Annotated in this window: 23 protein-coding genes; 18 read left to right on the forward strand and 5 right to left on the reverse strand. The window is 61.9% G+C overall.

Going from position 1 to position 17,885, the window contains the following annotated elements; translation table 11 throughout:
• Positions 1–298 precede the first annotated feature (298 nt).
• Positions 299–1,045, reverse strand: coding sequence for a 2,3-diphosphoglycerate-dependent phosphoglycerate mutase (gene gpmA, locus PQR67_RS08380; protein ID WP_115781735.1), 747 nt, complete (start codon positions 1,043–1,045; stop codon positions 299–301).
• Positions 1,046–1,182: 137 nt separating this feature from the next.
• On the opposite strand from gpmA, the gene PQR67_RS08385 reads away from it, so the two are divergent.
• The 5 genes from PQR67_RS08385 to PQR67_RS08405 all read left to right on the forward strand — a co-directional run bounded on the left by PQR67_RS08385 (position 1,183) and on the right by PQR67_RS08405 (position 4,175).
• On the forward strand, positions 1,183–1,608 hold the full coding sequence (locus tag PQR67_RS08385) for a rhodanese-like domain-containing protein (RefSeq protein WP_408456952.1): 426 nt from the start codon (positions 1,183–1,185) through the stop codon (positions 1,606–1,608).
• On the forward strand, positions 1,605–1,865 hold the full coding sequence (gene grxC / locus PQR67_RS08390; RefSeq protein WP_028199035.1) for a glutaredoxin 3: 261 nt from the start codon (positions 1,605–1,607) through the stop codon (positions 1,863–1,865). Before PQR67_RS08385 ends, grxC begins: the two co-directional genes overlap by 4 nt.
• 175 nt (positions 1,866–2,040) lie before the next feature.
• A complete protein-coding gene (gene secB, locus PQR67_RS08395) occupies positions 2,041–2,511 on the forward strand; it encodes a protein-export chaperone SecB (protein ID WP_028199036.1) in 471 nt (156 codons plus the stop codon).
• Between the two features lie 21 nt (positions 2,512–2,532).
• Positions 2,533–3,531 carry an NAD(P)H-dependent glycerol-3-phosphate dehydrogenase gene (locus PQR67_RS08400; protein ID WP_408456955.1) on the forward strand — a complete coding sequence of 333 codons (999 nt, stop codon included), beginning with the start codon at positions 2,533–2,535 and terminating at the stop codon, positions 3,529–3,531.
• Between the two features lie 95 nt (positions 3,532–3,626).
• Positions 3,627–4,175 carry an O-acetyl-ADP-ribose deacetylase gene (locus PQR67_RS08405; RefSeq protein ID WP_408456958.1) on the forward strand — a complete coding sequence of 183 codons (549 nt, stop codon included), beginning with the start codon at positions 3,627–3,629 and terminating at the stop codon, positions 4,173–4,175.
• On the opposite strand, the gene trmL is transcribed toward PQR67_RS08405, so the two are convergent.
• The gene (gene trmL / locus PQR67_RS08410) at positions 4,148–4,618 is read right to left on the reverse strand and encodes a tRNA (uridine(34)/cytosine(34)/5-carboxymethylaminomethyluridine(34)-2'-O)-methyltransferase TrmL (RefSeq protein WP_408456961.1); all 471 of its coding nucleotides are present in this window, start codon (positions 4,616–4,618) and stop codon (positions 4,148–4,150) included. The genes PQR67_RS08405 and trmL overlap by 28 nt on opposite strands.
• Positions 4,619–4,636: 18 nt before the next feature.
• The gene (locus tag PQR67_RS08415; protein WP_408456964.1) at positions 4,637–5,431 is read right to left on the reverse strand and encodes a ComF family protein; all 795 of its coding nucleotides are present in this window, start codon (positions 5,429–5,431) and stop codon (positions 4,637–4,639) included.
• Between the two features lie 84 nt (positions 5,432–5,515).
• On the opposite strand from PQR67_RS08415, the gene PQR67_RS08420 reads away from it, so the two are divergent.
• The 8 genes from PQR67_RS08420 to PQR67_RS08455 all read left to right on the forward strand — a co-directional run bounded on the left by PQR67_RS08420 (position 5,516) and on the right by PQR67_RS08455 (position 12,757).
• Positions 5,516–6,481, forward strand: a complete 966-nt coding sequence (locus PQR67_RS08420; RefSeq protein WP_408456967.1) for a methyltransferase domain-containing protein — start codon at positions 5,516–5,518, stop codon at positions 6,479–6,481.
• A 313-nt stretch (positions 6,482–6,794) separates the two neighbouring features.
• Positions 6,795–7,268 carry a DUF2244 domain-containing protein gene (locus tag PQR67_RS08425; RefSeq protein ID WP_408456970.1) on the forward strand — a complete coding sequence of 158 codons (474 nt, stop codon included), beginning with the start codon at positions 6,795–6,797 and terminating at the stop codon, positions 7,266–7,268.
• Positions 7,269–7,334: 66 nt separating this feature from the next.
• Complete coding sequence (gene coxB / locus PQR67_RS08430; protein ID WP_408456973.1) at positions 7,335–8,954, forward strand: cytochrome c oxidase subunit II; 1,620 nt, start codon at positions 7,335–7,337, stop codon at positions 8,952–8,954.
• Positions 8,955–8,998: 44 nt separating this feature from the next.
• Complete coding sequence (ctaD, locus tag PQR67_RS08435; RefSeq protein WP_120297519.1) at positions 8,999–10,612, forward strand: cytochrome c oxidase subunit I; 1,614 nt, start codon at positions 8,999–9,001, stop codon at positions 10,610–10,612.
• A 120-nt stretch (positions 10,613–10,732) separates the two neighbouring features.
• Positions 10,733–10,867, forward strand: a complete 135-nt coding sequence (locus tag PQR67_RS08440) for a cytochrome oxidase small assembly protein (RefSeq protein ID WP_097391202.1) — start codon at positions 10,733–10,735, stop codon at positions 10,865–10,867.
• 43 nt (positions 10,868–10,910) lie between these two features.
• Positions 10,911–11,525, forward strand: coding sequence for a cytochrome c oxidase assembly protein (locus PQR67_RS08445; RefSeq protein ID WP_408456976.1), 615 nt, complete (start codon positions 10,911–10,913; stop codon positions 11,523–11,525).
• Between the two features lie 33 nt (positions 11,526–11,558).
• Positions 11,559–11,768 carry a DUF2970 domain-containing protein gene (locus PQR67_RS08450; RefSeq protein WP_408456979.1) on the forward strand — a complete coding sequence of 70 codons (210 nt, stop codon included), beginning with the start codon at positions 11,559–11,561 and terminating at the stop codon, positions 11,766–11,768.
• A gap of 131 nt (positions 11,769–11,899) precedes the next feature.
• Entirely contained in the window at positions 11,900–12,757 is an 858-nt protein-coding gene (locus PQR67_RS08455; protein WP_408456982.1) for a cytochrome c oxidase subunit 3, read from the forward strand.
• A 187-nt stretch (positions 12,758–12,944) separates the two neighbouring features.
• On the opposite strand, the gene PQR67_RS08460 is transcribed toward PQR67_RS08455, so the two are convergent.
• A complete protein-coding gene (locus PQR67_RS08460; RefSeq protein ID WP_007179452.1) occupies positions 12,945–13,154 on the reverse strand; it encodes a twin transmembrane helix small protein in 210 nt (69 codons plus the stop codon).
• Positions 13,155–13,268: 114 nt separating this feature from the next.
• On the opposite strand from PQR67_RS08460, the gene PQR67_RS08465 reads away from it, so the two are divergent.
• The 5 genes from PQR67_RS08465 (at position 13,269) to PQR67_RS08485 (ending at position 17,406) form a co-directional block, all read left to right on the forward strand.
• On the forward strand, positions 13,269–13,985 hold the full coding sequence (locus PQR67_RS08465) for an SURF1 family protein (RefSeq protein ID WP_408456985.1): 717 nt from the start codon (positions 13,269–13,271) through the stop codon (positions 13,983–13,985).
• Positions 13,986–14,055: 70 nt separating this feature from the next.
• A complete protein-coding gene (locus PQR67_RS08470; RefSeq protein ID WP_408456988.1) occupies positions 14,056–14,718 on the forward strand; it encodes an SCO family protein in 663 nt (220 codons plus the stop codon).
• A 31-nt stretch (positions 14,719–14,749) separates the two neighbouring features.
• Complete coding sequence (locus PQR67_RS08475) at positions 14,750–15,859, forward strand: COX15/CtaA family protein (RefSeq protein ID WP_408457198.1); 1,110 nt, start codon at positions 14,750–14,752, stop codon at positions 15,857–15,859.
• A 6-nt stretch (positions 15,860–15,865) separates the two neighbouring features.
• Complete coding sequence (gene cyoE / locus PQR67_RS08480; RefSeq protein WP_408456991.1) at positions 15,866–16,771, forward strand: heme o synthase; 906 nt, start codon at positions 15,866–15,868, stop codon at positions 16,769–16,771.
• Between the two features lie 5 nt (positions 16,772–16,776).
• A complete protein-coding gene (locus PQR67_RS08485) occupies positions 16,777–17,406 on the forward strand; it encodes an SCO family protein (protein ID WP_408456993.1) in 630 nt (209 codons plus the stop codon).
• A gap of 66 nt (positions 17,407–17,472) precedes the next feature.
• Here PQR67_RS08485 and PQR67_RS08490 read toward each other — a convergent pair whose 3' ends face one another.
• Positions 17,473–17,763: a YciI family protein gene (locus PQR67_RS08490; RefSeq protein ID WP_408456998.1), complete on the reverse strand. Its 291-nt coding sequence runs from the start codon at positions 17,761–17,763 to the stop codon at positions 17,473–17,475.
• Positions 17,764–17,885: the final 122 nt, after the last annotated feature.

The raw sequence follows: 17,885 nt of genomic DNA on the forward strand, positions 1-17,885 counted from the left end.
GGAAGCGCGTGGCAGCGTCGATAGAGATGGGGACGGACAAGTATAACTGCACACCCGCCCTGTCAGGGCGCGGCGCAGGCAATCGTGATTCGACAGCACAGGCGGGCCCTGGTTCGTGAGCCGGAGGTCGCGGTGCCGAAGTAATGTGCCGTAACGGCAAGATGGCAGTGCGATGGCGCAATTGACAGCCGGCGCGCCGCGTACGCCGGTAGGTCTTGCCGGTGGAATGGCCCGTTTGCCGGGCCCCCGCGGCAAATTTCCACTACAGGCGGGGGCCGCGGCGGCCGGTGGCCCCGGTTTAGCCCGCTTTGCCTTGCTTGGCCACAGCGGCTTGCGCCTTGGCAATCGCGTCCTGGTCGCCCAGATAGTAGTGCTTGATCGGCTTCAGGTTTTCGTCGAGTTCATAGACGAGCGGCACGCCGTTCGGGATATTCAGGCCGACGATGTCGTCGTCCGAAATGTTGTCGAGATACTTCACCATGGCGCGGATCGAGTTGCCGTGCGCGGCGATCACGACCTTGCGCCCCGACTTGATGGCCGGCGCAATCGACTCGTTCCACAACGGCAAAACGCGCGCGACGGTATCCTTCAGGCACTCGGTGAGCGGCAATTGCTCGCGCGGCACCTTGGCGTAGCGCGGGTCGCTGTAGGGCGCGCGCTCGTCCGAGGGATCGAGCGCCGGCGGCGGCGTGTCGTAGCTGCGGCGCCAGACCAGCACCTGCTCGTCGCCGAATTTCGCGGCGGTTTCCGCCTTGTTCAGACCCGACAGCGCGCCGTAGTGGCGTTCGTTCAGGCGCCACGAATGCACCACCGGCAGGTACATCAGATCCATCTGGTCCTGCACGTGCCACAGGGTGCGGATCGCGCGCTTGAGCACCGACGTGTAGGCAATATCGAACGAGTAGCCCGATTCCTTCAGCAGCACGCCCGCTTGCTGCGCTTCACGATTGCCCTGCTCGGTCAGGTCGACGTCGACCCAGCCCGTGAAGCGGTTTTCCTTGTTCCACGTCGATTCGCCGTGGCGGATGAGAACGAGTTTGTACATGAGATTGCCGGTCGGTAGTAAGGAAGCGGTAAAGCGTTGCGAGGGTCCTCTAGAGGAGCGCCGCCATCGCGTCAGACGGTTATTTTATAATGGGTGGATTGCCCTTTTCGATTTCTCTCTTTTTCGGCGGATTTTCCGTGAAGTTTTTCACTGATTACACAAACCTTGTACTGATCGCAATCGTCCTCATCTCCGGTGGGTTGCTGCTGTGGCCAACGATCAGCCGGCGCGGCCGCGGTGGCCTCTCGGCCGCTGAAGCGACCCAACTGATCAACCGGCGCAATGCGGCGGTCGTCGATCTGCGTTCCTCCGCCGAGTTTGCCAAGGGCCATTTGCCCGCGGCGCGGAACCTTGAATTTGCAGAGTTGCAGGCGAAAGTCGCGCAACTCGTGAAGAACAAGAACAACCCGGTGTTGCTGGTATGCCAGACCGGCCAGCAGTCGAACAAGGCGGCGCGTATCGTGCAAGATGCCGGATACGCCGAAGTCCACGTTCTCGACGGCGGTGTCGACGCCTGGCAGAAGGCCGGTATGCCGGTTGTGAAACAAGGAGCAGCCAAGTGAACAAAGTGATCATGTACAGCACGCAGGTGTGCCCGTATTGCCAGATGGCCGAACGTCTTTTAAAGTCGCGCGGCGTCGAGCACGTTGAAAAGGTACTGATCGACAAAGACCCGGCCCGTCGTGAAGAAATGATGACCCGGACCGGTCGCCGCACGGTGCCGCAGGTGTTCATCGGCGAGACGCATGTCGGCGGGTACGATGATCTGTCCGCGCTCGATCGCGCGGGCGGTTTGATGCCGCTGCTCGAAGCTGCCTGAGCGAAGTTGCCTTACTCATGCGCCGGCCGGCGCGTGAATGGGGCGGATGAAATACAAGTCGGCGCATGCCGGCCCTGCGAGGACAACTTCGAGGGCAGGCATGTGCCGCAACGATCTGGCGGCCCGTGAAACCATGGGCCGCCGCCATGCATACCTATCAGGGAATCACTCAATCATGTCCGACGAGAACAACCAGCCGTTTTTCAACATCCAGCGCATCTACCTGAAGGACATGTCGCTCGAGCAGCCGAATTCGCCGGGCATCTTCCTCGAGCAGGAAATGCCGTCGGTTGAAGTCGAAGTCGACGTGAAGGCCGAGCGCCTCGCCGACACCGTGTTCGAAATTCTCGTGACGGGCACGGTCACGGCCAAGGTGTCGGACAAGGTCGCGTTCCTGATCGAAGCCAAGCAAGCCGGCATTTTCGACATCCGCAACATTCCGGCTGAACAGATCGACCCGCTGGTCGGCATTGCCTGCCCGACGATCCTGTTCCCGTACCTGCGCTCGAACATCGCCGACGCGATCACCCGTGCAGGCTTTCCGCCGATCCACCTCGCCGAGATCAACTTCCAGGCGCTGTACGAGCAACGTCTCGCGCAAATGGGCGGCCAGGAAGGCGCGGTGCAGAACGGCGTCACGCATTAACGCGTCCGTTCGGTGCCGGCTATGAAGGTCGCTGTCCTCGGCGCCGGTGCATGGGGCACAGCCCTCGCCGGCCATCTGGCCGCGCGGCACGACACGGTGCTGTGGGCGCGCGAACCCGCGCTCATCGCCGATCTCTCCGCTTCGCACGAAAACGCCCGCTATCTGGCGGGCGTTGCTTTGCCGCCGTCCCTTCGCTATGAAGCCGATCTGAACGCAGCGCTCGACCACGCGCTCGCCGACGACGCGTTATGCGTCGTGGCGACGCCCGTCGCCGGTCTGCGGGGTCTGTTCCGGGCCATGCACGACGCGGGCAAAGTGCCGGCGCATGTGGTGTGGTTGTGCAAAGGTTTCGAAGCCGACTCGCAGTTGTTGCCGCATCAGGTGGTCGCGGCTGAATTGCCGGGGCATGGCAGCAACGGCGTTCTGTCGGGGCCGAGTTTCGCGCGTGAAGTCGGGCAGGGCTTGCCGGTCGCGTTGACGATCGCGAGCACGTCATCGACATGCCGCGAGCGCACAGTGGCCGCGTTCCATCATGGCGCCATGCGTATCTATACCGGCGACGACATCGTCGGTGTGGAAGTGGGCGGTGCGGTGAAGAACGTGCTGGCGATTGCCACGGGTATTGCCGATGGCCTCGGCCTTGGTCTCAATGCGCGTGCGGCGTTGGTCACGCGCGGCCTCGCGGAAATGTCGCGCCTCGGTGTGACGCTCGGCGGACGGGCGGAGACGTTCACCGGTTTGACCGGCCTGGGCGATCTGATCCTGACCGCCACGGGCGATCTGTCGCGCAATCGCACGGTCGGCCTGCAACTTGCCGCGGGCCGTACGCTCGACGATATCCTCGGTGGGCTCGGTCACGTGGCCGAGGGCGTGCGTTGTGCGCAAGCCGTACTGGCGATTGCCCGCGCTCATGCGATCGAGATGCCGATCACGCAGGCAGTCTGCGCCGTGCTGTTCGACGGTGTAGCGCCTCGCGACGCCGTCAGCGCTCTGCTGCGGCGCGATTCGAAAGCAGAATAAGTCTTGTCTTTCAGCCGTTTAGCGCGAAAAGCGCTGAACGGCTGCCCGCTATCGCTGTCCACGTTGTATCGACGCTTCGGACCAGCGAGGTTCTCATGCCCAATTTCCACAACCGCATCCTGGAAGCGCGTCGGGTCGACATCACGACACTGGCCGTGGATGCGATCGTCAATGCCGCGAATACCTCGTTGCTAGGCGGCGGCGGCGTGGATGGCGCGATCCACCGCGCGGCCGGCGAGGAACTGCTGCGAGAGTGCGAGACGCTCGACGGCTGCGCGACTGGCGACGCGAAGATCACCGGCGGCTACCGCCTGCCGGCCAATCATGTGATTCACGCGGTCGGCCCGGTGTGGCGGGGCGGGGCGCATGGTGAGGCCGACCTTCTCGCCTCCTGCTATCAGCGCGCGCTCGAAGTGGCGCATCAGGCGCATTGCACGAGCATTGCGTTTCCCGCGATTAGTTGCGGCATCTACCATTTTCCCGCCGACGAGGCCGTGAAGATTGCCGTGGGCATCGTGCTCGAAACCTTGCCACGCGCGCCGAAGATCGAGCGCGTGATATTCGCCTGTTTCGACAGCGCCATGCTCGCGCTTTACGAAGCCGAATTGGCGCGCCGTCAGGCGCCGCCGTCGAAACCGGTCTGACGCCACGCCTCGAACACGACCACGGCGACCGTATTCGAGAGATTCAGGCTGCGGTTGCCTGGCCGCATCGGCAGACGTACGCGTTGCTCATTGGCGAATTGACCGAGCACCGTGTCAGGCAGGCCGCGCGTTTCGGCGCCGAACACGAACCAGTCGCCGGATTGAAACGCATGCTCGTGAAACCGGCCCGAGCCCCGCGTGGTGAAGGCGAACATCCGCGCTGGATCAGGCGTTTCCCTGGCGACGAACGCTGCCCAATCGGCATGCACGTTCATCTGCGCATACTCGTGATAGTCGAGTCCGGCGCGGCGCAACTTGGCGTCGTCGAGCGGAAAGCCAAGTGGCTCGATCAGATGCAGCCGCGCGCCAGTGTTGGCGCACAGGCGGATAACGTTACCGGTGTTCGGCGGGATTTCGGGTTCGACGAGAACGACATTGAACATGATGGCTTCGGGTAGGGACTAGTTTTTCGGCGTGCGCAGCGCGACGAAGTTGGTGACGCGTCGCGCACCGGCAGCTTTGAGCGTACGCGCGAGAGCCTCGAGCGTCGCGCCGGTCGTCATCACATCGTCGACGATACCGACATGCAGGCCGTGTACCGGTTTGGCGACTTCGAACGCGCGGCCCACGTTCAACCGGCGCGCGTCCAGATCGAGCCGTGATTGCGGTGCAGTATGGATCACGCGATGCAGCAAGGTGGCGTCGCTGCGTACATTCAGCGTGCGGGCGAGAGGTCTCGCAATCTGCCAGGCCTGGTTGTAGCCGCGCTCGGCGAGACGCTTGCCGGCCAGCGGCACGGGGGCGAGCACGTCGGGTTTTTCGGACACGTCGACCCAGGTGTCCTGCGCGAGACGCGCCAGGCGTTGTGCGAACTCGCGCGCCAGCATCAGCCGGGCGCGGAACTTCAGGCCGAGCGCGAGAGTGTCCAGCGGCTGGCGGTAATCGGCGAGAGCAAAGCTAGCCTCGAACGGCGGCGGTTCGCCGACGCAATCCGCGCAACGATATTCAGCGTGACCCGCCCGGCGCATTCCGGACAGCGGGACCGCGCACACCGTGCAACGCAGCCGGCCTTCGTTCCAATAGGTTTCGTCACAACCGCCACACAGCGTCTTATGCGACAAATTGCCGCACAATGCGCACAGGTTCGGCAGCGCGGCGTGCATCACATGCGGCCATGCCGTATACAAGCCGCGCGTGAATCGCGCAAAAGGTGCCTTCGAACTGTCGGGAGACACAGAATTTTTTCGGAATGGCATGATTGGACCGCCCACTAAGGCCTTTCAGGCTGAATGGAAGGAAGCGAGCGAGTATACTTCGTGCTCCACGCCAGTACGACACCCATGCCCCCAACTACGTCTCAATCTGGCCGTCCGGCCTATGATTCCCGGCGCCTCAGGCAGATTTTCGACCGCCGTGCAGCGACCTTCGACAATGTCGCGTTCCTGCCGCGCGAAATCGCGCAGCGCATGCGCGAGCGCCTCGACTACATCAAGGTTACGCCGGTGAGCGTACTCGACGCTGGTTGTGGCGCGGGCGAGGACATTCCCGCATTGCGCGAGCGCTTTCCCGAGGCGCCGGTGTTCGGCACCGACCTGTCGCACGGCATGCTCAGCCGCGCGCTGCGTCACGATTCCGGCGACACGAGCTGGCGGCGTTTTCTACCGGCCACGCTCGGCCGCGCGCTTGGCGCACGCGGCCCGCGTTTCGCGCAGGCGGACTTCTCGGCACTCCCGTTCGCGGCCGGCGCCTTCGAATTCATCTGGTCCAATCTCGCCTTGCACTGGCACTCGCGGCCCGACCTCGTGTTTCCCGAGTGGCAACGCGTGCTCAAAGTGAACGGCCTGCTGATGTTCAGCACGCTCGGTCCCGATTCGCTGAAGGAATTGCGCGGTGCCTACGCCGAGGTCGAGGCGGCGCACGGCGTGGCCTCGCGCAAGCATGTGATCGACTTTGTCGATATGCACGACCTTGGGGACATGCTGGTCGAGAGCGGTTTCGAGATTCCCGTGATGGACCAGGAAACCCTCACTATTACGTATAAGTCGCCTGAGTCGCTGCTCGCCGACGTGCGCCGCTGGGGCGCCTATCCGTTTGAGCGGGAGGCCAGTTCGAATGCCGTCGCGCGTAGGCTGCACAAGGCTTTGCTGGCGGCGCTCGAAGCCCGCCGGCGCGCCGACGGCACGATTGCGTTGACCTTCGAAGTCATCTACGGCCACGCCTGGAAAGCCGTGCCGCGCACTACGGCTGAAGGTCATGGAATCGTGCGGATCGAGGATATCGGACGAGGTTCGTCGAGGAGTCGCTGAGGAATACATGAAGCGGTAAAGAGGACATCTGTTATGTCTGAAATTACCGCTTCAAAAGACGCGTGAAAGCTGCGTCAAAACGGCGCGGAGGCTTGTCGCACCTGGCTTGTGGGCCGATTGAGGCTTGCTTGTGGATGCTATGGATCGCGCCTATAATGCGTCAGTTTGTCGCCCGGAGTTCCCACATTTGGGGCGGCAGGCCCGAGGTACAGGGCTGCAATATGACGTGACGCGGCGGGGAATCGAGTGGCCGCTCAGCGGTCGCGAGCAATGGCCGCAGGTGGTGATAGGCGACGGTCGGCAGGAGGCAGCGATGGAAGCATCAGATCTGCTGGCGGATTCAGAACCGGTTCTCAAAGACTGGACGATGAAACGCAACTGTTCGATTTCGCCGCGGCAGTTTGTATGTTTCTACGTATCACTTGCGTTGTTCTCGTTGGCAATTGCTTTCATGCTGGTTCTGGTCGGCGCCTGGCTGGTGTTGCCGTTCACCGGTATCGAATTGCTGGCGGTAGGCATCGCGTTTGCCATATATGCGCGTCATGCTGTCGATTACGAGCGCGTCCGGCTGTTTCAGCACCGGCTCGTGATCGAGCAGGTCAGCGCCGAGCGGCTCACGCAGTTCGAATTCAATCCGCGCTGGGTGCGGATCGAACCGGGCGCAACGCCGCGTGACCAGATCAAACTGGTCTCGCGCGGGCAGACGATCATGATCGGGCAACATCTCGCGCAGTATCGGCGCGCGCAGTTCGCAGGCGAATTGCGTATGTGGCTCACACGGTGTTAGACGTGTTGAGACGCGCGGCGTTCAAGGGGAGCGCGAGACAGCCCGCCAGCGGGATCGAGGGTTTGAATGGAAATTTTGGGTAAGGAAGCTATGAAAACAATCAAGCGAGCCCTCATGGGTGTGCTGGCGATGAGCGGACTGCTTTTCGCCGGTGCCGCCCTGGCAGTGGGCGATGTTCCGGGCGGCCCTGCCGTCAACGAGATCAATCTCCAGCCGCCTGCGACAAAAATCGCTGAGGAGCTCTTCAGCCTCCACATGTTCATGCTGGTTCTTTGCCTGGTGATCTTCGTCGGCGTGTTCGGCGTGATGTTCTATTCGATCTTTGCTCACCGCAAATCGAAAGGTCACAAGGCTTCGAATTTCCACGAAAGCACCACCGTCGAAATCATCTGGACGATCGTGCCGTTCATCATCGTCGTGTTGATGGCGCTGCCCGCCACCAAGACCGTCGTCGCGATGAAAGACACCACGAACGCCGACCTCACTATCAAGGTCACTGGCTACCAGTGGAAGTGGGGCTACGACTACGTGAAGGGTCCGGGTGAGGGCATCAACTTCCTGTCTACGCTGGCCACGCCGCGTGCGGAAACCGATGGCCGCATGCCGATTTCCACCACGTATCTGCAGGAAGTCGACAATCCGCTCGTCGTCCCGGTCGACAAGAAAATCCGCATCATCACCACCGCGAACGACGTGGTCCACTCCTGGTACGTGCCGGCTTTCGGCGTGAAGCAGGATGCGATCCCGGGTTTTGTGCGCGACACGTGGTTCAAGGCTGACAAGACCGGCACCTTCCGCGGCTTCTGTACCGAACTGTGCGGTAAGGAACACGCGTTCATGCCGGTGGTGGTCGAAGTGCTGTCGGCGGATGACTACGCGAAGTGGGTCGATACGCAGAAGCAGAAAATGGCCGCCAGCCAGGACGATCCGAACAAGACCTACACGATGGCCGAGCTGATGGAGCGCGGCGGCAAGGTGTATACAGCGAACTGCGCGGTTTGCCACCAGCCGACCGGCAAAGGCGCGGGCGTGTTTCCGGCGCTGGACGGCAGCAAGATCGCCAATGGCCCGATCGCCGAGCACGTCAGCCTGGTGCTGAAGGGCAAGAACGCGATGCCTTCGTGGGCGCCGACGCTGAACGATGTCGAGATCGCCTCGGTCATCACGTACGAACGTAACTCGTGGGGCAACCACACCGGCGATATTCTCCAGCCGAAGCAGATCCTGGACGCCCGTAACGGCAAGCTGCCGGAAGGCGGCAATCATCTGGCCGACGCAGGCGCGGCAGCGAGCGGTGCAGAAGCGGCTTCGGGCGCGTCGGGCGCGGAAGCGGCGGCGGCCGGTTCGGATAGTGCGGCGGCCACGCAAGCCGCACTCCCGGCAAACGTCTACTTTGAGACCGGCAAGAGCACGCTGCCGGCTGACGCGAAAGCGGCGGTTGACGCGGCTGCGGCCTACGCGAAAGCACACCCTGACGCAAAGTTCACGCTGTCGGGCTTCACCGACGCCACGGGTTCTGCCGAAGTCAACGCGAAGCTCGCGAAGACCCGTGCCGAAGCCGTGCGCGACGCGCTGAAAGCAGCCGGCATTGCCGAAGATCACATTATTTTAAAGAAGCCGGAAACGATCACGGGCGGCGGCGACGCGAAAGAAGCCCGGCGTGTCCAGATCAGCCCGGCTGCCTGACGTGTTCATGGTCAGCACCGCAGTATTCGTATTAGGAGATTGTCATGTCTAGCATCGGACACGATGTAACCGCGGGCCACGAGCACGTACACGGCGACCATGCCCACGAAACGCCGCATGGCTGGCGTCGTTGGCTGTTCGCAACCAATCACAAGGACATCGGTACGCTGTACCTGATCTTCTCGTTCACCATGTTCCTCTCCGGGGGCGTGATGGCGTTGATGATCCGTGCCGAATTGTTCGAGCCGGGTCTGCAGATCATGCGTCCCGAGTTCTTTAATCAGTTGACCACCATGCACGGCCTCATCATGGTGTTCGGCGCGATCATGCCGGCCTTCGTCGGTTTCGCGAACTGGATGGTGCCGCTGCAGATCGGCGCATCGGACATGGCTTTCGCGCGGATGAACAACTTCAGCTTCTGGCTGCTGCCGGTGGCTGCGGTGTTGCTGGTCGGTTCGTTCTTCGCACCGGGCGGCGCGACCGCCGCGGGCTGGACGCTGTACGCGCCGTTGTCGACGCAGATGGGCCCGGGCATGGACTTCGCGATTTTCGCGATCCACTTGATGGGTGCTTCGTCGATCATGGGCGGGATCAACATCGTTGTGACGATCCTGAACATGCGCGCACCTGGCCTCACGCTGATGAAGATGCCGATGTTCGTCTGGACGTGGCTGATCACCGCGTACCTGCTGATCGCCGTGATGCCGGTTCTGGCAGGCGCGATCACCATGGTGCTGTTCGATCGCCACTTCGGCACGTCGTTCTTTAACGCGGCAGGCGGCGGCGACCCGGTGATGTACCAGCATATCTTCTGGTTCTTCGGGCACCCCGAGGTGTACATCATGATCTTGCCGGCGTTCGGGATCGTGTCGCAGGTGATCCCGGCGTTCTCGCGCAAGCCGCTGTTCGGCTATAGCTCGATGGTGTACGCCACCTCGTCGATCGCGATTCTGTCGTTCATGGTCTGGGCGCACCACATGTTCGCAACCGGCATGCCGGTGACGGGCCAATTGTTCTTCATGTACGCGACGATGCTGATCGCCGTGCCGACGGGTGTGAAGGTGTTCAACTGGGTCGCGACGATGTGGCGCGGTTCGCTGTCCTTCGAAACGCCCATGCTGTTCGCGGTCGGCTTCTTGCTGGTGTTCACGTTCGGCGGTCTGTCGGGCCTGATGCTCGCTATGGCACCGCTGGACATCCAGTATCACGGTACTTATTTCGTGGTGGCGCACTTCCACTATGTGCTTGTTGCGGGTTCTCTATTCGCGCTGTTCTCCGGGTGGTACTACTGGGCGCCGAAGTGGACCGGCTGGATGTACAACGAAACGCGCGGCAAGATCCACTTCTGGGCGTCGATGTTCTTCTTCAACCTCGCGTTCCTGCCGATGCACTTTGTCGGTCTCGCAGGTATGCCGCGTCGCTACGCTGACTACCCGGCACAGTTCACGGACTGGAACCAGGTCATCTCGATCGGCGCATTCGGCTTCGGTCTGGCACAGGTCTACTTCCTGTTCGCAGTTGCACTGCCGGCCTACCGTGGCGGCGGCGAACTCGAAAAGGCCGGCGACAAGCCGTGGGACGGCGCAACGGGCCTCGAATGGACCGTGCCGAGCCCGGCACCGTTCCACACGTTCGAACACCCGCCGACCGTCGAGTAATCGGCGTTCAGTGAGGTTGCCGGTCCCGGTGGTGTGGTTGTAGCAAGTCGCCGCCGGAACCGCGCAGCCACACGAGCAGTGGCGGCACATGTAGTCACGAAAGTATTCAGAAAATCGAGCATGACGCGCAATCCTCAAGAAAGACGTACACCCGAGCAGATTCGCGCGGGCAACCGGCGGATAGGTTTTGTGATGTTCGTGATTGCCGCGGTCTTTTTCGCGAGCGTCATCATTCATCAGAAGTGGTTCACCTGACGCGGCGCTTCAAGTCTGATTTGCAGGATTGTTGAGGATTGAGATGTCGACGCAACCGCCGGCTGAGGCCGACCGCTCTTTTAACCGTTCGATGTTGATCAAGCTGTTCGTCGTCGCGTTGATGATGTTCGGTTTCGGTTTTGCGCTGGTGCCGATGTATCGCGCGATCTGCGAGGTCACCGGCATCAACAACCTCGTGCAGCGTGATGCCACGGCGCGTGAGGCGAAGAATACGCAGGTCGACATGAGCCGCACGATTTCGATCGAATTCGATGCGAACGCGCGCGGCCCGCTGGGTTTCAAGCCGGAGCAGCGCAGTCTCGACGTGCATCCGGGCGAAGTGACGACAGTGATGTACGAGGTCAGCAACGAACAGGCGCGCACGATTCAGGCGCAAGCCATTCCGAGCTACGCGCCGAAGCAGGCCACCGAGTACTTCAAGAAGATCGAGTGTTTTTGCTTTACGCAGCAGACTTTGACCGCGAATCAGACGAAGCGGCTGCCGGTGGTGTTCGTGGTCGACCCGAAGTTGCCGAAGGATGTGAAAACGATCACGTTGTCGTACACGTTCTTCGAATTGAATACGCCGGCAGCGGCGACGGCCACAAGCGCGTCACCTACGGCCAATACGGCGGCAACCACCGCCAATCCCGCCTGACGGTTTGTGCCGCGGGCGAAGGAAGAAGACGTAATGAGCGATAACAGCGGCGGCCCACGCAAGAGCAGTTTCGGCCAGTCGATGAAAGCTGTGTTCTGGTCGTTTTTCGGGGTGCGCAAGCGTCGTGATCTGGAAGCGGACGCAACGCAGCTGAACCCGTTGCATGTGCTTGCAGCGGCGCTGATCAGCGTAGCCATCCTGATCGGAGTACTGATCCTGATCGTGCACGCCGTAGTAGGTTGAGCCGGAAGGCTCACGCGTAGTACGGGGCGCAGCAGGGCCCACGAATTAGAGTGAAGCGGTGCGGTATCGACGCGCCGCCGAAGATACAGCCGGAGATTCCGGAACAACTGGACTGAAGTGGAGAATCAAGAATGAGCGGTCAAAACGAGAGCCCGTACTATTTCGTACCGCATCCGTCGCGGCATCCGATCAGCGCCGCTGCCGGGTTGCTGGTCATGCTCGGATCGCTTGCGGCCTGGATCAACGACCACGAATTGGCACCGCTCGGCGTCGTCGTCGGTTTGCTGTGGCTGCTTTATACGTTGTGGCACTGGTTTGGCGACGCGATCGCGGAATCCGAGGGCGGCATGTACGGCAAGAATGTCGACAAGTCGTACCGCTGGAGCATGAGCTGGTTCATTTTCTCCGAAGTGATGTTCTTCGGCGCCTTTTTTGGCGCACTGTTCTATGCACGCGAAATCGCGCTGCATCAACTCGGCAGTCTCGACTACAAGCTGATCTGGCCGGACTTTTCGGCGGTGTGGCCGAACAACGGTCCGGCAGCGCTGGTCTCGACATTCAAGTCGATGCAGCCGTGGCCGGTGCCGACCATCAACACGGCGCTGCTGCTGTCGTCCGGCGCTACGTTGACGGTTTCGCACCACGCACTGCGTGAAGATCACCGTAAGAAGGCGATCATCTGGCTTGCGGCCACGCTGGTGCTGGGTGTCTGCTTCCTGTTCCTGCAAGGCTTCGAGTATTTCCACGCGTACAACGAACTGAACCTGACGCTGTCTTCGGGTGTGTACGGCTCGACCTTCTTCCTGCTGACAGGCTTCCACGGTTTCCACGTGTTCCTCGGCGGCACGATGCTGGCCGTGGTGCTGGTGCGGATGATTCGCGGCCACTTCACGGCCGAGCATCACTTTGCATTCGAAGGCGCCGCCTGGTACTGGCACTTTGTGGACGTCGTGTGGCTCGGGTTGTACATCGTCGTGTACTGGCTGTAACGCAGTCTGGCCTGCATACGTACTGGAAACCGGCCGGTTTCCGGAAACGGTGCGCAGGCCGTTCGCGCATCGCCATTCAAGGGCGTGGCGCACGAGCAGTACGCAAGTTATGCAGCGCCGCCCTAGACCCTGTCAGGGCGGCGTTTTGTTTGGTGAGTCTGGCGACGCGAAGTGCTTTGCGTCGAGCTCAACGCCCGTAAGGAATGCCGGTCGACTGAATCCAGCCCATCCAGTGAGCGAACAGGATGAACAGGAACAGCGAGATCGACAGACCCACCCGCGTGGCGAGCGACCAGACCATCCGCTTGGTTTTGCCCTTGTCATGCATCATGAAATACAGCGCCGACACCATGCTGGCGATGATCAGGACGAAGGCGATGGGAACGAGAATGTGCATGGAACCAACTGAAACCAGAAAGCGCAGAGGCAAGACGTTTATTATCGCACCGCGCGTCGGCGTCTGCCGTACGTTCCGGACGCCGGCGCAAGCGCTGATGCGGGAGTGCGTTCGATGAAGTTCCGCCTCATTCCCGCGCTGCTGATTCTGCTGGTGATCATGGTGACGGTGCGGCTCGGTTTCTGGCAGCGCGACCGCGCACACCAGAAGGAAGCGCTCGAAGCGCACATCACGCAGTTCGAAAACGCACCCGCGCAGCCTGTCAGCGCTACGCCGGTCGCTCTGAAGGACATCGAATTTCATCGCGTGAAGGCGCGCGGCAGTTTCGTCGCGGACAAAGTCGTCTATCTGGATAATCGCCCGTATAACGATCAGCCGGGCTTTTACGTCGTGATGCCTTTTAAACTGGCCGACGGCGGCTATGTGCTGGTCAATCGCGGCTGGTTGCCGCGCAACACGAGCGATCGCGAAACCATCGCACCGTACACCACGCCGCAGGGCGAGATCGATATCGAAGGCATTGCGCGTGCCGATGCCTCGCGTGCTTTCGAGTTGGGGCAGGGCGGATCGGCCGCGCATCAGAAGATCCGTCAGAATCTGGATACGGTGGCCTACGCTGCGGAAACCGGGCTGCCGTTGCAATCGTTCGTGATCCAGCAATTGAGCGACGACGGCGACAAGCTGGTGCGCGACTGGCCGGCGCCCACGACCGGCGTCGAAACAAACTACGGCTACATGTTCCAATGGTGGGGCATGGCGGCTGCGGCCCTGGTCTTCGGCCTATACGCCGCGCGCCGCGCCGCCAAGAAAGAGCACGCCCCGGGCGTGTAATGCATCGCCTGCGGCTTCGTGCCCCGAGCAAGGGTCTTCAAGCCGCGCAATCATTCAAAGAGGTCCTGTAGTGTCGACGCAATCTCCCCGTTCGCCGCAAGCCGGCAAACCCGCAGCTTCGAAAGTGATGCCTGGTCAACCCAATGGCGAGGGATCGTGGAAGCGCGGCCGCTGGATGCTGCTGTTGCTGGCGGTCATCTGCGCCGCGCCGATCGCCGTGTCGTACTTCGTGTACTACGTGGTCAAGCCGGCCGGCGGCAGCACGAGCTACGGCACGCTGGTCGAACCGCAGCGGCCGATTCCCGATTCGCTCGTCGTCACCGGTGAAGACGGCAAGCCGCTCAAGCTCGCGTCGCTGCGCGGCCGCTGGCTGATGATCTCCGTCGACAACAGCGCATGCGACAAAGCCTGCGCCACCAAGCTGTACTTCATGCGACAAATCCGCGCAGCTCAGGGCCCGGAACGCGAACGCGTCGTAGAAGTGTGGCTACGTACCGATGCAGGCAACGTGTCTGACGTGATACAAAAGGCCTACCCGGACACCGACATGCTGATTGCCAACCCGGCACAGGTGTCCGCGTGGCTGCCGACCGACACCGGCACGCAACTCACCGACCACATCTACATGGTCGATCCGAACGGCAACCTGATGATGCGTTTCCCGAAAGATCCGAACCCCAGCAAGATCAAGGGCGACGTGACCAAGCTGCTCAAATGGTCGAGCATCGGCTGATGCCGCAACAAGGGTAGGAAAGATGTCTGCATTGCAATTTCTGCAACTAGCCTTGATCGGCTTGTGTATCGCGTTGTTGCCGCTGTCATATGTATGGGTCAAGGCCGACGACAACAAATTCCGCAAGCTGGTATGGCTCACCACCTTCCTGACGCTGGACCTGGTGATGTTCGGCGGCTTCACGCGCCTCACTGATTCTGGTCTCGGTTGCCCGGACTGGCCTGGGTGCTATGGCACGTCGTCGCCGTTCATCGCCCACGCTGCGATCACCGCCGCGCATCAATTGATGCCGACCGGCCCGGTCAGCATGACCAAGGCCTGGATCGAAATGATCCACCGTTACTTCGCAATGGCGATCGGAGTGCTGATCATCGCGCAAACCTTGATTGCGTGGACTGCGCGTATCAAGCGTCGTCCGCTGCATGTGTCGCCGTGGTGGCCGACTTCGCTGCTGTTGCTGATTCTCGTGCAGGGTGCGTTCGGTGCGTGGACCGTGACCATGAAGCTGCAACCGATCATCGTGACGACTCATTTGCTGCTCGGCCTCGCCCTGCTCGGCATGCTCGGCTGGCTGGCCGCACGCCAAACGCCGCTGCCGGCTTATGAGCCCGAGGCCGCGCGCTGGCGTGCGGCGGCGATTGCCGGTCTCGTGCTGCTGGTCGTGCAGATCGCGTTGGGCGGCTGGGTGAGCACCAACTACGCGGTGCTCGCCTGCACGGACTTCCCGACCTGCAACGGCCAATGGGTTCCGCCGATGGACTTCGCGCACGGCTTCCATTTGTGGCGCGCGCTCGGCATGACCGGCGACGGCGACATGATCACGCAAGATGCGCTGGTCGCAATTCACTGGACACATCGCACGTTCGCGATTGTCGTGGTCGCATACCTGGCGTGGCTGGCGCTGAAACTGCGCCGTTTCGAGTCGCTGCGGCGGCCGGCCAACGGCGTGTTGCTGGTGGTGCTGATCCAGTTCATTACCGGCTTGTCGAATATCGTCCTGCAATGGCCGTTGCCCATTGCGGTCGCGCATAACGGGGGGGCCGCGATCCTGCTGCTTTTGCTCGTTATGTTAAACTTTCGGATCGCTTATAGCCGTCCCGGCCGCGCCGTGTTGCCTGCGCGCGATGCCGCGCCAGCGTGACCCCACATGGACAGCACAACACTCTCCCAAACACCCGGTAGCCGGGTCTCCCAGTACATCGCCCTGACGAAGCCGCGCGTCACGCAGCTCGCTGTGTTTTGCGCAGTCATCGGCATGTTTCTGTCGACGCCCGGCATGGTGCCGTGGACCGTCCTGATCGGAGGCACCGTCGGCATCTGGCTGCTGGCCGGAGCGGCCTTCGCCATCAATTGCCTGATGGAGCAGAAGATCGACGCGAAGATGCGTCGTACCTCGTGGCGGCCGTCCGCGCGCGGCGAAATCACTACCCCGCAAATCCTGCTGTTTTCGGCCGTGCTCGGCGGCCTCGGCATGTGGACGCTCTACACGTTCGCCAATCCGCTGACCATGTGGCTCACGCTCGCCACCTTCGTTGGCTATGCGGTCATCTATACGTTGCTGCTCAAACCGGCCACGCCGCAGAACATCGTGATCGGCGGGGCGTCGGGCGCGATGCCGCCGGCGCTCGGTTGGGCCGCAGTCACCGGGCATGTGCCGGGTGACGCATGGATTCTTGTGTTGATCATTTTCGTCTGGACGCCGCCGCATTTCTGGGCGCTCGCGCTGTATCGCCGCAAAGACTACGAAAACGCCGGCCTGCCGATGCTGCCGAACACGCACGGCGAAAAGTACACGCGCCTGCATATTCTGCTGTACACCGTGATCCTGTTCGCGGTCACGATGATGCCGTTCATCTCCGGCATGAGCGGCGTGGTGTACCTCACGGCGGCCGTGTTGCTCGGCGCCGTTTTCCTCGCGTATGCGTGGAAGATCTACCGGGAATATTCCGATGATCTGGCGCGTAAGACCTTCCGTTATTCGATCGTCTATCTGTCGGTGCTGTTCGCTGCGCTGTTGATCGACCACTATGCGCGCGTCGTGATCGGCGCGTAACACCCATGCTTAAACAAAGCTTTGTGCGCAAGGCGCGTGCCGCCGCGCGTGTCACCCTGATCGCCTGCGCACTCGGCGGCGCGCTGCTGGTGGCGGGCTGCGGCAAGCAGCCGCCAGCGTTCCAGAACCTCGACATCACCGGCAACACGCAATTCGGCAGCAACTTCTCGCTGCCCGATACGTCCGGCAAGATCCGCACAATGGCGGACTACAAGGGCAAGGTGGTGGTGCTGTTCTTCGGCTATACGCACTGCCCGGACGTCTGCCCGACCACGATGGCCGAGCTTTCGCAGGCACTCCAGCAGCTCGGCCCGGAAGACGCGAAGCGTGTGCAGGTGCTGTTCGTCACCGTCGACCCCGACCGCGACACGCCGGCCTTACTCGCGCAATATGTCCCCGCGTTCAATCCGACGTTCGTCGGCTTGCGTCCGGCGGACCCGGCGCAACTCACCAAGATCACGAAAGACTTCCGCGTCTACTACGCGAAGGTACCGGGCAAGACGCCGGATAGCTACACGATGGACCACACGGCGGCGAGCTATGTGTTCGACACGGACGGCAAGCTGCGTCTGTTCGCGCGCGACGGCCAGGGCGCCACACCGTGGGTGCACGATATCAAGCTGCTGCTCGATTGATGGTTTGATGCAGACGGGCGCGTGCATCCGCCGCGCGCCCGTATTCAAGTTCGTTCCCTGTAGTCCTCAAGCCGGCATCGGCAAATTCATTCCTGGCGCGAGGCGCGTCGCCCTGAACTCCGTCACCTCGTAACGCGCGAGCTTCTGCTCGGCGAACGGGTCGCTGGCGAGAATCTTATCCAGCTCATCGCGCTCGATGCGCACCGCGAGAATGATGCCGCCGTCACGCGGCACTTTCGGTCCGGCGGCCACGAATACCCCCGATTCGAAGTGTTTTGTCAGAAACGCGCGATGCGCTTCGAGTGCGTCGTCGACGCGTTCGAGCGATGCGGTGTAGATGAGATTGATGACGTACATGAGCGTTCTCGTAGGCGAATGGCTGGGCCGCATGCGGTTGCGGGCAATGACCATTGATTTTATCTGTCACCGAGCGATTCGTTGCGCACCGTCAATGCCAGCTCATGTTGCTTTCTCCCAGC

The organism is Paraburkholderia fungorum (genome assembly GCF_046026025.1).
Classification (GTDB): domain Bacteria; phylum Pseudomonadota; class Gammaproteobacteria; order Burkholderiales; family Burkholderiaceae; genus Paraburkholderia; species Paraburkholderia fungorum_E.

Bases quoted from the DNA above. Each gene is read 5' to 3' on its own strand.
- gpmA (WP_115781735.1), bottom strand. From the start codon at position 1,045: ATGTACAAACTCGTTCTCATCCGCCACGGCGAATCGACGTGGAACAAG.
- secB (WP_028199036.1), top strand. From the start codon at position 2,041: ATGTCCGACGAGAACAACCAGCCGTTTTTCAACATCCAGCGCATCTAC.
- PQR67_RS08400 (WP_408456955.1), top strand. From the start codon at position 2,533: ATGAAGGTCGCTGTCCTCGGCGCCGGTGCATGGGGCACAGCCCTCGCC.
- PQR67_RS08405 (WP_408456958.1), top strand. From the start codon at position 3,627: ATGCCCAATTTCCACAACCGCATCCTGGAAGCGCGTCGGGTCGACATC.
- trmL (WP_408456961.1), bottom strand. From the start codon at position 4,618: ATGTTCAATGTCGTTCTCGTCGAACCCGAAATCCCGCCGAACACCGGT.
- PQR67_RS08415 (WP_408456964.1), bottom strand. From the start codon at position 5,431: ATGCCATTCCGAAAAAATTCTGTGTCTCCCGACAGTTCGAAGGCACCT.
- PQR67_RS08420 (WP_408456967.1), top strand. From the start codon at position 5,516: ATGCCCCCAACTACGTCTCAATCTGGCCGTCCGGCCTATGATTCCCGG.
- PQR67_RS08425 (WP_408456970.1), top strand. From the start codon at position 6,795: ATGGAAGCATCAGATCTGCTGGCGGATTCAGAACCGGTTCTCAAAGAC.
- coxB (WP_408456973.1), top strand. From the start codon at position 7,335: ATGGAAATTTTGGGTAAGGAAGCTATGAAAACAATCAAGCGAGCCCTC.
- ctaD (WP_120297519.1), top strand. From the start codon at position 8,999: ATGTCTAGCATCGGACACGATGTAACCGCGGGCCACGAGCACGTACAC.
- PQR67_RS08440 (WP_097391202.1), top strand. From the start codon at position 10,733: ATGACGCGCAATCCTCAAGAAAGACGTACACCCGAGCAGATTCGCGCG.
- PQR67_RS08445 (WP_408456976.1), top strand. From the start codon at position 10,911: ATGTCGACGCAACCGCCGGCTGAGGCCGACCGCTCTTTTAACCGTTCG.
- PQR67_RS08450 (WP_408456979.1), top strand. From the start codon at position 11,559: ATGAGCGATAACAGCGGCGGCCCACGCAAGAGCAGTTTCGGCCAGTCG.
- PQR67_RS08455 (WP_408456982.1), top strand. From the start codon at position 11,900: ATGAGCGGTCAAAACGAGAGCCCGTACTATTTCGTACCGCATCCGTCG.
- PQR67_RS08460 (WP_007179452.1), bottom strand. From the start codon at position 13,154: ATGCACATTCTCGTTCCCATCGCCTTCGTCCTGATCATCGCCAGCATG.
- PQR67_RS08465 (WP_408456985.1), top strand. From the start codon at position 13,269: ATGAAGTTCCGCCTCATTCCCGCGCTGCTGATTCTGCTGGTGATCATG.
- cyoE (WP_408456991.1), top strand. From the start codon at position 15,866: ATGGACAGCACAACACTCTCCCAAACACCCGGTAGCCGGGTCTCCCAG.
- PQR67_RS08485 (WP_408456993.1), top strand. From the start codon at position 16,777: ATGCTTAAACAAAGCTTTGTGCGCAAGGCGCGTGCCGCCGCGCGTGTC.
- PQR67_RS08490 (WP_408456998.1), bottom strand. From the start codon at position 17,763: ATGTACGTCATCAATCTCATCTACACCGCATCGCTCGAACGCGTCGAC.